Source organism: Bacillus cytotoxicus NVH 391-98, assembly GCF_000017425.1.
In the GTDB taxonomy this organism is placed as follows: domain Bacteria; phylum Bacillota; class Bacilli; order Bacillales; family Bacillaceae_G; genus Bacillus_A; species Bacillus_A cytotoxicus.
This window is the reverse complement of sequence record NC_009674.1, coordinates 1,011,891-1,026,726: the sequence shown is the minus strand read 5'-3', so window position 1 is coordinate 1,026,726 and position 14,836 is coordinate 1,011,891. Positions and strand designations below refer to the sequence as shown.

Below are 14,836 nucleotides of genomic sequence, written 5' to 3'. Positions count from 1 at the left end.
AAAGATGTTCTCTTCAGAACACCTTTTTATAATAATGGCGATAGTAAGCGATATGTTGATTCAACAATCCGTTTATGCAGGCGTCGTTTATGAAAATGATCACCATGAATTTCGCTTGACACTTGTAAGTCCTCTTCAAAATCTTGTACAAGTTTTCGAATACTCCCTGTATCATATAAAAAGGCATTTACTTCAAAATTCAAATGAAAACTTCTCATGTCCATATTTGCTGTCCCAATGGAAGCCAAGTCAGAATCAACAATTACAACTTTACTATGCAGAAATCCTTTTTCATATTCATATATTTTCACACCTGCATCTAATAACTCCGGGAAATACGATCTCGATGCATAAAAGACTGTGCGCTTATCCGGTTTGCTCGGCATTAATAAACGCACATCAATGCCTGCAAGCGCGGCAACTTTCAGCGCCGACAAAATATCATCATCGGGAATAAAGTACGGTGTAGCAATCCAAATCGATTTTCTCGCAGAGGCAATCATCGCAAAATATAGATGTTTAATCGTTTCCCATTTGTTATCTGGCCCTCCTGCTACAAGCTGTACGCCCCCCCAATGATCTCCTTCTACAGATTGTGCTTGTAAATATTCAGGAGCTAGTACAGCTTCGCCTGTCATATAAAACCAATCTTGTAAAAAAATCAATTGTAAACTTTGAACAGCTTCGCCTCGTAAATATAAATGCGTATCTCGCCAAAATCCAAAATATTTATTTTCTCCTAAATATTCATCGCCAATATTAAGTCCCCCTACAAACCCTTCATTCCCATCAATCACCACGATTTTTCGATGATTTCGATAATTAATTTTATCATTTAAAATGGGAAAACGGACTGGGAAGAACGGGATCATCTCCACTCCCGCCTTATTCAATTCTTCAATATAGGCATTTGAAAGTTTAAAACTACCTACCGCATCATATAAAAAGCGAACAACAACTCCTTCTTTCACCTTTTGGATTAAAATATCTTTAATCTTTGTCCCAAGTTTGTCATCGCGCACAATATAGTATTCCATATGAATATGATGCTTCGCCTTTTGTAAGCCTTGCAAAATGGCTTGAAACGTTTCTTCACCATTCGTTAACACCTTTGTTTCCGTCTGAAAAGAAATATTCAGTGCCCCAAGGCGATCAGCTAAACGAAATAATAGCTCCTGATGTTTATGTTTTTGTAAAATACGCTCTCTATAATCTTCATGTCCCTTGTACTGTAAGAAAGCCTGTTCATCCAAAAGTGCCTTCTTTTGGAACATGCGCTTTCTTCGAAAATTTTGTCCAAATAATAAATAAGCAAAAAAGCCAATGACAGGGAAAATGCCTAGTACAATGAGCCATGTTAATGTTTTAGAAGGGTGTCTATTTTCTAAGAAAATTACACAACCAATTAAAAATGCTGAAATGGTAAATAAAATACTTGTAATACCTAAAAACGAAATATTTCGTATGCCTATTACATCTGAATAAAAAGCTACATCAATAACCATACGTAACGAAACAAACGCTATAAATAATCCTACAAAAAAGAAAAGTAGTTTTAATGTATTTTTCATTTCTACCCCCCTTACTAAAAAAGCTTTCTACTAGCGAAAGTATACTTTCCCTATTATACCCATCATATAAAAAGCCGATTTCATATAATTGAAATCGGCCTACGTTTTAGAAGGAAAATGCTTACGAATTGTCTCAAGTGCATGTTCGCTCATAATCTCTTTCCCATACTCACTCACACGGTGAATCGTTAAAGTAGATTCCTCTCCATATTCTAAAATAATACTTAAAATACGGTCAATTTCTTCCTCATCGTGTAGCACTTCATCGAATTCAACATATACATAATAACGATTTTCAAATGAATATAGTTGGTCTTTTATATCTTCAAAAATTAGGCGATGACTTAATGAAATAACATCTTCAAAATCTTCAAACTTAATTAAAAATCCAAGTGTTCCATCTTCATTAAAATTCGTAACCGTTCCTTCTTCCTCTAATTCTTGTTGAAATAACGATTCAATGCTTTCATCTAGAGGAATATCAATAATTTTATCGAGACCTATCGGTAATTCTAATTTTTGTCCATCTTTTGAAAGCTGTGCTTTCGTTACAAGCACTTCAATCCCTTTGTCTAACGCTTGTACTTGAATCCACAATGGTCCATCAATAAAGAAGTCATCGTAATCACGTGCTTCATCCATCATTTCCCAAAATAATTGTTCACTTCGCTCGCGATTATACCAAATTTCTTCGCGATTAAATCCTCTATCCTCTATATCAACGTACGTAATGAAAAATTTCATCGTATGATCATTAATTCTTTCAATATCCAAAATCCAACTCTCCCTTCCTATTTGGAATTGTTATGAAGGGATTCCCCACTCATATGACAAATCAATAGATTCTTGTACTTTCATTTTATGATAAGATTCTCCAGAATGGAAATAAAATTATTTTATTTTGCAAAAACAGTTATCCGCCTAGCTCTTTGAACTCCCCTCACTTCACACTCTTACGAGCTGTTTGAAGCGGGAGATTCCTAAGAACAGCACCTTAACGATTAGTTAATAAAAACCTTCGCGACCTTTATGAAAAAATTGGACATACATTTACGAATTACACCGTACAATATACTACAGTTCATTTCTTAGTGAGATTTCGAAACATGGAAATCAAACTTATGAAACTTTTGTATTCCATACATAACCACTCATTAAAACAGAATAATGGAGGCAAAACAATGGGGGTAGATTTTTTAACATCTATACTTATGATTGTCGGTATTGATGTTGTATTAGGTGGCGATAACGCGATTGTCATCGCACTAGCTAGCCGGAACTTACCTGAATCTAAACGGAACAAAGCCATCTTTATAGGTACTAGCTTAGCCATTGTACTACGAATTTTTCTCACAATACTCGCTGTCTATTTACTTGATATTCCCTTCTTGCAACTGATTGGCGGCATTTTACTGACACTGATTGCCGTCAATTTACTTACTGATAATAGCAATGATCTTTCTTCTATTCAAGCAAAAACAACTCTCTTTCAAGCTGTTCGAACAATTGTATTTGCTGATCTTGTCATGGGATTTGATAATGTTCTTGCCATCGCTGGAGCGGCCCACGGAAATATTCTTCTCGTCATAGTCGGTCTATTCATTTCTATTCCGATTATTATTTGGGGCAGCAAACTTATTTTATTATTGATGGAACGCTTTCCTCTTCTTATTTATTGCGGCGGAGCGATTCTTGCTTACACAGCCGGAAAAATGATTACACATGAGGCACGACTCGCAACATTCTTTCATCAAAATCCTACTTTTACAGCTGGCATTCCGTTCCTTTTCGTTTTGACAGTTCTCGCTATCGGAATCATTGTTCAGCACGTAAAACCGCGTAACACGAATGAATAACACATAATTGGTATATTTTCTTATACAAAAACCTTCTACTCATTATAATAAGTAGAAGGTTTTCATATACATAACTTTATTATTAATTTACAAGACGTTGTGCTTCGCGTAATTGAAATGTTCTTACTGTACGTGGTAAGAAACGACGAATTTCGTCTTCATTATACCCTACTTGCAGGCGTTTTTCATCAATCATAATTGGACGACGTAAAATACCTGGATAATCACGAATCATCTTATATAAATCTTGAAGTGGTAAAGATTCTAAGTTAACATTTAATTCTTGGAAAACTTTCGAGCGAGTTGAAATAATCTCATCCGTCCCGCTTTCTGTCATACGTAAAATTTCTTTAATTTCCTCAATCGTTAATGGATCTGAGAAAATATTACGTTCTGTATAGGGAATATGATTTTCCTCTAGCCATAATTTTGCCTTTCTACAAGACGTACAGCTTGGAGAACTATATAATGTTACCATACAAGACTCACTCTCCTTAAAGAGTACAATTTCTGTACTAATTACAGTTTAAATTTCTACTTTCAGCAATTCCTTACTATAACTTGTCTTACAAGAAAATAAAAAATGGCTTTCCGTGTAAGCAACAGCTCAAGAAGTATTTTTCAAACACATAATAATTACTTTTAATAAGTAACTTCTATAATCATTATACAATAGAATCAGTAAGAAATATACAGTAAATTTCCTTTCTAACAAGAAAATCCAAATGCTCCTTTACTCCAATACGAAACATGGTAACACTGTATTTTTCTATCGAATTCACCCCTCTGTTACATATCGGAATCACGCATTGTTAAAGCTTTTTTCACATATATTTTCCCGTTCCAGCATAAATAAATCTGAATAAAAAACAGGATTTCTTACATTTTCTTAGTAAAACAACTTACAAATGTAATACTTACAAAAAGGAACATCTGTTCTCTTTTATTTTATCAAATCTATCATGAACTGTCTAGCTCATTTATGTTTTTTTCTGATATTTCTTTCTTTTATATCTTTTTTTTCATACAATAAATGATAAAGAGAGAAAGGGGGAATTTTTACATGATTGCTTTTTTTATGGATTTTGCAATTGTTGCGGCCCTCGTCATCGGAATTACAGCATTCATTGGTGTTATTACAAATGGAATAGGGGAAAAATTTTTCGGTAGGAAAGAAAAATTGAAATTTGTGAAGCGAAGCTCTGACATACAATCTGGTTGGAAACAAGTAGGCGGAAACGATATTTATAAAAAACGTGTGTATTAAGAAACAGGAGCCGTTTGACTCCTGTTTCTTCCTTTTTAACGAAATGATTTAATTATTCAACAGATGTCCATTTAAAGCTTAAATCTCCTCCATATTTATGAAAGTATAGATCCTTAACTGTTTCTCTTTGTAAATACGCTCTTCCGCGCTGGTATACTGGTACAATCGCTGCATCTTCTAGCAGCATCTTTTCTGCTGTAAGTAAGCTTTTCCAGCGAGCATTTGCATCGTTCCCATTTTTCTTTGCCTTCATAATTATTTCATCATATTTTGGATTCGAGTATCCCATTTTATTTTGTGTGCCACCTGTTACAAACATATCAAGGTATGAAATTGGATCTGGAAAATCAGCACTCCAACCAGTGAATGACATGACATAGTCGCCAGCACCTTCTAGTTTTAATTTTTGCGCAAATGGTTGTTGCTTTATTTTCAGCGTTAAACCTGGTAAGTTCTTTTCTAATTCCCCTTTTAAATACTCACCTGTTTTTTTCGACAATTCCACATCTTCATTTAATAATTCTAATTCAATTTCATTTTTACCAAGCTCTTTTTTACCCGCTTCCCAATATTTTTGAGCTTCTTTTATATTTGGTTTCACAATGTCACCATTTTCCACCCGGAAATCTTTTTTATTCGGCCCAAACATGAAATTTCCCGGGATTAACCCTGTTGCTGCTGTAGATCCATTGTTTAAGATTGTCTCCACAAATGGTTTTCTATCAAAAGCAAGCGAAATGGCCTTACGAATATTTTTATTCGCTAATGCTGGATCTTTTTGATTTAAACGAAGGAAGAATACTGTTGTTTCTTCAAATGTTTTAAAGTCTGGTTTTCCTTTATATTTATCGATAAATTCTGCCAATAATATAGCACGATCTACCGCTTTTGTTTCATATAAATTAATCGGTGTAGCTGTGTCTTTTACAATATTAAAATTCACTTCTTCTAATTTTACTTCTTTATGCTCCCAATAAGATGGATTCTTTTTCATCTGGAAGCTTCTCTCATGTTTCCACTCACTCAATACAAATGGACCGTTGTAAAGTGTTGTGTTCGCTTCTAGTCCAAATTTATCCCCTTGCTCTGTTACATACTTTTCATTTACAGGATAAAATAAAGGATATATTAATAAGTCTACAAAATATGGTACAGCATGCTCTAATTCTACTTCCAATGTATAATCATTAATGGCTTTTACCCCTAATTGATCCGGTGCCATTTCTTTTTTATTAATCTTTTCAGCATTTTTTATATCGTACATCATATATGCAGATTTTGCAGCCGTATCAGGATTAATTGCTCGCTTCCATGCATATTCAAAATCTTTCGCTGTTACAAGATCTCCGTTAGACCATTTCGCATCTTTCCGTAATGTAAATGTATATTTCTTACCGTCATCTGATTTTTTAAATTCTGTCGCGATTCCTGGAACTAATTTATCTCCTTTTCCAAGGCGATACAATCCTTCCATTGTATTATTCATTACTTCGGCAGAAAGCGAATCGGCTGATAAAGCTGGATCCATCGTTGGAATTTCTTGTGTTTCAATTAAATTTAAGACTTGCTTTGCACCGCTTTTACCGCTAGTCCCTTTTGCCTTCGGTTCATCTTTTTGATAACTACATGCCCCTAACACCATACTTACTGCCATCGTAGATGCTACGAAAATCGGTAGTTTTTTCCTCATAATTCCATCCCCCTACAAATGTTAACCTTTTCATTTTCGAACAAAAAGAAATATATGTATATTCCAACAATTTATATTATACACATAAATATAATTTTTTGGTATCTTTTTTCTATTTCATTAAAATTTTCTGTTATTATAAACTTCTTTGTAAACGTTTTATATTACTGTTTTTTCTATTTATAATACAAAAAAACTTCTTTCGCTTTCGTAACTTAAAATTATCAAAATATAACCACTTCTTATAAACATAGATATACTTGTATAATCATTCTAACTAGAAAAATCGCGTTTAAAAACTTTATAAATTACGCAACAAAATGCATGCAAGTGTTAATAAAGTATGATAAGATACACTTTGCTAAAAAACAATGTTTGTAAAGAGGGGGACGTAATGACAGCTCTTCATGCAAAAGATATAAAAGAGGAGAAGTTAAATTTATTTTTCTTAACTTGGCCTATTTTTTTAGAAGTTTTTCTGTTTATGTTAATGGGGATTGCCGATACGTTTATGTTAAGTGCATTATCTGATGATGCTGTATCAGGCGTTGGTGCAGCCAATCAATATCTCCACATTGCAATATTAGTACTGGAAGTAATCGGAAACGGCGCTGCGATTGTTGTATCTCAATACCTCGGATCGAAACGATATATGGAAGCCTCTAAAATATCAGCACTAGCAGTTACATTAAACTTGGTAGTCGGGCTTGTAATAAGCGCCGGTTTTCTTTTGTTTGCAAAACATATGATGGCGGCAATGAATTTACAAGGTGATGTATTAATTTACGCTCAAAATTATTTATCCATTGTTGGCGGAGCAATTTTTCTTCAAGCAATTATTAATTCACTTGCTGCTATTATTCGTGTACATGGATTTACAAAACAAGCCATGTTTATTTCATTCGGAATGAATATTCTTCATATTGCTGGAAACTATATGCTGATTTTCGGAAAGTTCGGTATGCCTGAACTTGGAGTACAAGGAGCGGCGATATCTTCTGCATTCAGCCGACTGATCGCATTGATTGTCTTCTTCTGGTTGCTTTATCGTGTGATGGAATACCGCGTCAAATTGACCTATTACTTTACTCTATCGAAAGAATATGTAGGAAAAATCTTAAAAATCGGAATTCCTTCTGCCTTTGAGCAAGTCATGTACCAAGCTTGTCAAATTGTCTTTCTATACTACGCAACGTATTTAGGGGCTGATTCATTAGCCGCTAGACAATACGCAACCAATATTTCCATGTTCACATATTTATTTGCTATCGCGATTGGAATGGGAACAGCGATTATCGTTGGGCGTTTAGTTGGTGGAAGTAAGCAAGATGAAGCTTATGTACGCGTATGGAAAAGTGTGAAATGGGCTCTATTTGTCACTTTATGTATGGTCATTCTCGTAATTACATTCCGCATACAATTAATGCAATTATTTACACATAATCCAGATGTAATCGCGTTAGGGGCGACCGTTCTTTTACTCAGCATTCTATTAGAAACAGGACGCACGATGAATATCGTTATTATCAATTCACTGCGTGCAGCAGGTGACGCCAAATATCCTGTTCTCATCGGAGCTTTTTCTATGGTGTTAATGAGCTTACCACTCGGATACTTTTTTGTATTTTATTTACACATGGGACTTCCTGGAATCTGGCTAGCAATCGCAATTGATGAATGGACACGTGCGATTATTATGTTCTTCCGCTGGAGAAGTCGATTGTGGGAAAATTATGCGCTTGTTAAACCAGAAGTACAAGAAGAAACAGTGCCTATGCAAGCATAAAAAAAGCGGCAATGAAAGCCGCTTTTTTTATTGATAAATTCCTTTATATTTCTTATACTCAGCTTCCGAACATAAAACAAAATGTCCCGGGCGAATTTCTCGCATTGTTGGTACTTCACTTCCATATTGGTGCTGAGATGGATCGTATACAATACGTTTACGATTTCGCTCATAATCTGGATCTGGAAGTGGGATCGCTGAAAGTAAAGATTTTGTATACGGATGAATTGGATTTTCATATAATTCATCGCTGCTCGCCAATTCTACAATTTGACCACGATACATAACACCAATGCGATCACTAATATATTTTACCATCGATAGATCATGGGCAATAAATAAGTATGTTAACCCTTTTTCTCTTTGTAGTTTTTTCATTAAGTTGACAACTTGTGCTTGAATGGATACGTCAAGCGCTGAAATTGGCTCATCGGCAATAATAAATTCAGGCTTTACCGCTAAGGCACGAGCGATCCCGATGCGCTGACGTTGTCCACCTGAGAATTCATGCGGAAAACGGTTTGCATGTTCTTTATTTAAACCAACTGTTTTTAATAGCTCATGCACACGATCCATACGTTCTTTTTTATTTTTTGCTAATCCGTGAATATCAATGCCTTCTGCAATAATATCTCCTACTGTCATACGAGGGTTCAACGATGCATATGGATCTTGGAAAATCATTTGCATTTTTCGGTTGAATTTTTTTAGTTCTGCTCGAGATTTTTTACCATGTACATTTTCACCATCAAATAATACTTCTCCAGCTGTTGCATCATATAAACGAATGATCGTTCTTCCAGTTGTCGATTTTCCACAACCAGATTCTCCTACAAGACCAAATGTCTCTCCGCGGTAAATATCAAATGAAATATTATTAACCGCTTTAACAACACCACCACTTACGTTGAAGTGTTGACTTACATTTTTTACTTCAATTAATTTTTCACGTTGTTTAGTCATGTTGTTCACCTGCTTTCATTTGAAGAATACGTTTTTCAACAGCTGCTGGTGGTTTTACTTCCGGCGCTTGCTCATGAAGTAACCAAGTTGCCGCATAATGTGTATCACTCACTTTAAATAAAGGTGGCTCCATTTCAAAATCAATTTTTAAAGCCTGTGGATTTCGTGGTGCGAACGCATCACCTTTTGGCGGCTTTAATAAATCTGGTGGCGTTCCCGGAATTGCATATAGTTCTTCTTCAGAACCATCTAAACTTGGCATAGAAGCAATAAGGCCCCACGTATATGGATGTTTCGGGTTATAGAAAATTTCATCAACTGTTCCGATTTCAACAACTTTCCCCGCATACATAACAGCGACACGATCAGCAACATTTGCCACTACACCTAAATCATGCGTAATAAAAATAATAGCTGCTTCTGTTTTTTGCTGAATATCTTTCATTAATTCCAAAATTTGTGCTTGGATCGTAACGTCAAGTGCAGTTGTCGGCTCATCGGCAATTAATAATTTCGGATTACAAGCTAGTGCCATTGCAATTACAACACGCTGTCTCATACCACCGGAAAACTGGTGCGGATATTGTTTTAAACGAGCATCTGGATTTGGAATCCCAACAAGGTCAAGAAGCTCTAATGCAACTTTGCGAGCATCCGCTTTGCTCATTCCTTGATGCTTAATAAGGCCTTCCATAATTTGATTGCCAATTGTCATCGTTGGATTGAGGGACGTCATTGGATCTTGGAAAATCATCGCAATCTCTTTTCCACGCACAGCCTGCATTTCTTTTTCTGTTAGTTTTGTTAAGTCACGACCTTCAAATAAAATTTCTCCTTTTTTAATACGTCCTGGCGGATTTGGGATTAATCCCATTAACGCCTTGGAAGTCACTGATTTTCCGGAACCAGACTCCCCTACAATCGCTAATGTTTCTCCTTTTTTCAAATCAAAAGTAACACCGCGTACAGCTTGTACTTCACCTGCATGCGTATCAAAGGAGACTTGTAAATCTTTTACCTCTAGCAATTTTTTCATTCTTTACCTCTCCCCTCTTTTACTTACGCATTTTTGGATCTAACGCGTCGCGTAATCCATCCGCCATTAAGTTAAATGCTAAAATTAACATACTGATGACAATCGCAGGGATGAACATCATATGTGGATACGTTTGAATGGATTTGTAACCATCATTTACAAGTGAGCCAAGTGATGCAAATGGTGGCTGAATACCAAGACCAATGAAACTTAAGAACGCTTCACCAAACACCGCAGTTGGAATTGTGAACATTGTCATAACGATAATCGGCCCCATTACGTTTGGAATTAAATGTTTGATAATTAATTGTGTGTTTGTGGCACCTAGTGTACGTGATGCTAATACATATTCTTGATTTTTTAATTTTAATACTTGTCCACGAACGATACGTGACATCCCAATCCAACCTGTAATCGCCATCGCAAGTGTAATTGACCATATACCAGATCCCATAATGATTACCATTAAAATAACGATAATTAAATACGGAATACCGTTAATAATTTCCATAACACGCTGCATAATATTATCTACTCGTCCACCATAGAACGCTGAAATCCCTCCGTATGCAACCCCGATAATTAAATCAATCGCAGCTGCTAAAAGCGCGATATATAATGATACACGTGTCCCATCCCATGTTCTTGTCCATAAATCGCGACCTAGGTCGTCTGTACCGAACCAGAAAGACTCTTTAATATCACGTTTTTTATATTGATCCACACCATATTGGTCTGTTCCATCAAATGGTAACCAATGAATATTTTCGAGCACTGGAATTTTTGGTGGCAATTTCGCACGACTTAAGTCTTGATCTTTATAAGAATACTTACTTACCATCGGTCCAAAAATCGCTAGTAATGTAATAATAACTAATAATACAAGACCGAACATTGCACCTTTATGCTGAAATAAGCGTTTTCTTACATCTTGCCAAAACGTTAAGCTCGGACGGGCAATGACTTCATTATCAACATTACTTTGATTTGCTGGTTGAAATAAATCTGGAGATAATTTTTGTACATCTTTCATCATTTTTTCCCTCCCGCTAAACGAATACGAGGATCAATAATTCCATATAAAATATCTACGATGAAAATAACGAAAATAAAGACTGCACTATAGAAAATTGTTGTCCCCATAATAACTGTATAATCATTTAATGTAATCGACTTAACGAATTGTTCCCCAAGTCCAGGAACAGCATAAATTTGCTCAATAACAAGTGTTCCTGTAATCAACCCTGCAACCATCGGCCCTAAAATTGTAACAACTGGAATCAGTGCATTACGAAGAGCATGTTTCACAATAATGACGCCTTGACTAATTCCTTTTGCCTTCGCTGTTAAAATATAATCAGCTTGCATTACTTCAATTAATTCAGCACGAGCAAAACGTGCGATTGTTGCAATAACTGCCATCGATAAAGCGATTGTTGGCATAACTGTAAATTCAGGTCCTTTCCAGAATGCAACTGGGAACCAGCCGAGTTTTACCCCTACGAAATATTGTAATAGTGCTGCAAATACAAAGGATGGTACCGACATTCCGAGTACGGAAATAATCGTCGCCCCATAATCGACCCATGTATTATTTCGAAGTGCTGCAATAATTCCTAAAATTAGCCCAATAAATGACCCTAAAAGAATTGCCTGAAAACCGAGCTGGGCGGATGGTCCAATACGTTCTGCAATCATATCCGTTACCGGACGATTATCATATTGGAACGATACTCCTAAATCGCCTTTTGCTAAGTTTCCTAAATAGCGTGCGTACTGCACTGGTACCGGATCATTTAAACCATATTTCTCCAAAATGATTTCTTTTTGTTCCGGAGATAATTTCTCCTGATTTTTGAGTGGAGAACCCGGCAATAATTTCATTAAGAAGAATGTTAATGATGTAATTAAAAATAATGTCAAAAACATATATACGAAACGCTTTAATACATAACGTCCCATAGTCAAGCACCTCCCCATTTTTTTCAAAAGCAATAAGATAGTTTTAAATATTCTTACTTTTATATTTTTAAAATAAGAGCATATGCCCATCATGGACATATCCCCTTTATAAACGATGAAATTAAGTGAAACTTTAATCAGCAGGGGGTTCTTCATCCCCTACTGATTATGAATCCTCACCAATCGGGCTGCCGATAAAAACTACTATTTTTCAACGGACGCCCATTTATATGTTAGTTTACCACCATAAGAAATTGGAATAATGTCTTTCACACCATCTTTTATAACATAGGCAGATCCTTTTTGGAATATTGGTGCAATAACAGCGTCTTCTTTTATTAACATTTTTTCAACCTCTAGAAGATTATTCCAACGAGCTTGTAAATCTTTTGTGTCTGTTTTTGCTTTTTGAATGAATTCGTCATATTTTGGGTTTGAGTATCCTGTTTTGTTTTGCGTACCATTTGTCACAAACATATCTAAATATGAAATTGGATCTGGATAATCAGGACTCCAAACAGCAAGTGAAATATCATATTCCCCTGAGTCTTCCAATTTCATTTTTTGCGCAAACGGTTGTTGTTTTATATGAATGGTTACACCTGGTAAATTCTTCTCAATTTCACCTTTTAAGAACTCACCAACTTTTTTGGAATCGTCATCATCAAAGTTTAAAACTGATAGTTCAACTTTATCAGTTCCAAGCTCTTTTTTCGCGGCTTCCCAAAGTTTTCTTGCTTCTTTTGTATCCGTTTTAACTAACTTACCATTTTCAGCGCGAAAATCTTTTTTATTTGGACCTTCAGCAAAATCTTTTCCAACAAATCCGTAAGCACCAATCGCTCCATTATTTAAAATAACTTTCGCGATATTTTCACGGTCAAAAGACATGGAGATTGCTTTTCGTAAATTTTTATTATGTAAGAACTGATTTTTCTGATTAAATCTTAAATAGGCAACCCCATTTTCTTCTCTCGTTTTAAACTCTGAACTTTGTCTAAACTTATCTACAAATTCCGAGCTTAATGGTGTACGATCAATCGCATTTGTTTCATATAAGTTCACATTCGTTGCTGTATCTTTTACAATATTAAAGTTAATCTCTTCGATTTTAACAGTTTTGTTATCCCAATAGGATGGATTTTTCTTAAGTTGGAAACTACGTTCATGCTTCCATTCACTCATCACAAATGGTCCATTATACAAAGTTGTATTGGCTTCTAAACCAAATTTATCTCCTTGTGACTTCACAAAATTTTCGTTCAGCGGATAAAATACAGGATACACTGTTAAATCAACAAAATAAGGAATTGGGTTGTCTAATTCCACTTCTAATGTATAGTCATCAACCGCCTTGACTCCTAATTGATCCGGTGACAATTCTCTTTTATGAATTTTCTCTGCATTTTTTAATATCAAACATAATATAAGAATATGTTGCTTTTGTATCTGGATTTACTGCTCTTTTCCATGCATATACAAAATCTTTCGCTGTGACAGGATCGCCGTTTGACCATTTCGCATCTTTTCTCAACTTGAATATATACTTCTTACCGTCATCCAACTTTTCGAATGATTCTGCAACACCAGGCATCCTTTTTTGTTTTTCACCAATACGATATAATCCTTCCATCGTATTGTTTAACACTGTTGATGATGCTGAATCTGATGCTAATGATGCATCCATTGACGGAATTTCTGATGGTTCTGTCAAATTCAGAATCGGCTTTCCATTACTACTAGATGCCGCTTCTTTTCCTTTTGCTTTTCCATCATCTTTTTGGTAACTACAAGCCCCAAGTAACATGCTTACAGTCAATGTTGCCGCAAGTAATAATGGTATCTTTCTCTTCATAGCTGCACTGCCTCCCCTAATTGCACGTCCTGTACCCAATTTGCTAGAAATTGAAAGAATAATCTCCAAGTTTCTACAATTTTCATTATACATATAATACAACAATTGTGAATATAATTTTTTGTTTTTTTGTTAAAATTTTAAATAAAATATTTATTTTTTGATAAAGGGATAACTTAGCATTGATTCCACCATATTGAAATACAACTTACAATTGCGTATAATTTTCAAATAATTAATTATATTACTCATTATAACTTTCATAGTATAATAATTCCAGTAAAATTTTTTACGGAGGGGAACATTTTGAAACAAATTTTTTTCCATACTTGTATACTAATTTTCATAGCAATCATCGTTTCTAGTATCGGTGCTTTGCTCTCTTCACCTCATTTTTTGTTAAATTTCGTCAATTTATCTTTTTATATTGCACTAGTTTTTGTGATTGTGGGTGGCTTTTTATTCTTATTTCAAAATGGCTTTTTCAACGTAACGATGTACGCCTTCCAAAAAGTATTTGGAACGAACAAAAAAATTGAATCTCTTATTGAAGAACTGGAAGCACCTGAAGATAAAAAAGAACGGATCTATAAAACATATTCATTCAAATGGACCTATCCAATTTGTCTCGCAGGTCTTCTACTAGCAGCCCTTTCAACAATCATTAGTGTCACCATTCTGATGTAGTTTGCAAACCATCTTTCGTAATGATATAATGATTTGCAAACATTTTGTTATCACAATAACGATCGTTCATTCTTATTCAAGAACGGTCGTTATCAAAGAATAAATCTAATACGATGCAATGATAAAGAAGAGTACATATTGTGGTAATTTCAGAGAGCTTGTG

The 14,836-nt window shown here is 35.1% G+C and carries 12 protein-coding genes, 1 pseudogene and 1 other annotated feature (1 of these 14 running past the window's edge); of the genes and pseudogenes, 4 read left to right on the top strand and 9 right to left on the bottom strand.

The window, feature by feature from the left end; genetic code table 11:
- Nucleotides 1-26 precede the first annotated feature (26 nt).
- A complete protein-coding gene (gene cls, locus BCER98_RS04990; protein WP_011983994.1) occupies nucleotides 27-1,571 on the bottom strand; it encodes a cardiolipin synthase in 1,545 nt (514 codons plus the stop codon).
- Nucleotides 1,572-1,670: 99 nt separating this feature from the next.
- Nucleotides 1,671-2,345 (bottom strand): adaptor protein MecA, encoded by a 675-nt coding sequence (gene mecA, locus BCER98_RS04985; RefSeq protein ID WP_011983993.1) that lies wholly within the window; start codon nucleotides 2,343-2,345, stop codon nucleotides 1,671-1,673.
- Nucleotides 2,346-2,752: 407 nt separating this feature from the next.
- Here mecA and BCER98_RS04980 point away from each other — a divergent pair, with 407 nt between their 5' ends.
- Nucleotides 2,753-3,427, top strand: a complete 675-nt coding sequence (locus BCER98_RS04980) for a TerC family protein (RefSeq protein ID WP_011983992.1) — start codon at nucleotides 2,753-2,755, stop codon at nucleotides 3,425-3,427.
- A gap of 82 nt (nucleotides 3,428-3,509) precedes the next feature.
- Here the strand turns inward: BCER98_RS04980 and spx are convergent, their stop codons facing one another.
- Nucleotides 3,510-3,905, bottom strand: a complete 396-nt coding sequence (gene spx, locus BCER98_RS04975) for a transcriptional regulator Spx (RefSeq protein ID WP_000258267.1) — start codon at nucleotides 3,903-3,905, stop codon at nucleotides 3,510-3,512.
- A gap of 585 nt (nucleotides 3,906-4,490) precedes the next feature.
- Between spx and BCER98_RS04970 the strand changes: the two genes are divergently transcribed.
- Nucleotides 4,491-4,694, top strand: coding sequence for a hypothetical protein (locus BCER98_RS04970; RefSeq protein WP_011983991.1), 204 nt, complete (start codon nucleotides 4,491-4,493; stop codon nucleotides 4,692-4,694).
- A gap of 52 nt (nucleotides 4,695-4,746) precedes the next feature.
- Here BCER98_RS04970 and BCER98_RS04965 read toward each other — a convergent pair whose 3' ends face one another.
- Entirely contained in the window at nucleotides 4,747-6,384 is a 1,638-nt protein-coding gene (locus tag BCER98_RS04965; RefSeq protein WP_011983990.1) for a peptide ABC transporter substrate-binding protein, read from the bottom strand.
- A 343-nt stretch (nucleotides 6,385-6,727) separates the two neighbouring features.
- On the opposite strand from BCER98_RS04965, the gene BCER98_RS04960 reads away from it, so the two are divergent.
- A complete protein-coding gene (locus BCER98_RS04960) occupies nucleotides 6,728-8,170 on the top strand; it encodes an MATE family efflux transporter (protein ID WP_081428351.1) in 1,443 nt (480 codons plus the stop codon).
- 27 nt (nucleotides 8,171-8,197) lie between these two features.
- On the opposite strand, the gene BCER98_RS04955 is transcribed toward BCER98_RS04960, so the two are convergent.
- From BCER98_RS04955 to BCER98_RS04935, 5 genes and pseudogenes are all read right to left on the bottom strand, one after another.
- Nucleotides 8,198-9,133 carry an ABC transporter ATP-binding protein gene (locus BCER98_RS04955; RefSeq protein WP_011983988.1) on the bottom strand — a complete coding sequence of 312 codons (936 nt, stop codon included), beginning with the start codon at nucleotides 9,131-9,133 and terminating at the stop codon, nucleotides 8,198-8,200.
- Nucleotides 9,126-10,169 carry an ABC transporter ATP-binding protein gene (locus tag BCER98_RS04950; protein ID WP_011983987.1) on the bottom strand — a complete coding sequence of 348 codons (1,044 nt, stop codon included), beginning with the start codon at nucleotides 10,167-10,169 and terminating at the stop codon, nucleotides 9,126-9,128. The genes BCER98_RS04955 and BCER98_RS04950 overlap by 8 nt, the downstream gene beginning before the upstream one ends.
- 19 nt (nucleotides 10,170-10,188) lie before the next feature.
- Complete coding sequence (gene opp3C, locus BCER98_RS04945) at nucleotides 10,189-11,205, bottom strand: oligopeptide ABC transporter permease (RefSeq protein WP_011983986.1); 1,017 nt, start codon at nucleotides 11,203-11,205, stop codon at nucleotides 10,189-10,191.
- Complete coding sequence (opp3b, locus tag BCER98_RS04940) at nucleotides 11,202-12,131, bottom strand: oligopeptide ABC transporter permease (protein WP_011983985.1); 930 nt, start codon at nucleotides 12,129-12,131, stop codon at nucleotides 11,202-11,204. Before opp3b ends, opp3C begins: the two co-directional genes overlap by 4 nt.
- Nucleotides 12,132-12,335: 204 nt before the next feature.
- Nucleotides 12,336-13,986, bottom strand: a pseudogene (locus BCER98_RS04935) (peptide ABC transporter substrate-binding protein).
- Nucleotides 13,987-14,292: 306 nt separating this feature from the next.
- Between BCER98_RS04935 and BCER98_RS04930 the strand changes: the two are divergent.
- Complete coding sequence (locus tag BCER98_RS04930; protein ID WP_011983984.1) at nucleotides 14,293-14,673, top strand: DUF3899 domain-containing protein; 381 nt, start codon at nucleotides 14,293-14,295, stop codon at nucleotides 14,671-14,673.
- A 109-nt stretch (nucleotides 14,674-14,782) separates the two neighbouring features.
- Nucleotides 14,783-14,836, top strand: a binding site (T-box leader); it runs 160 nt beyond the window's last position.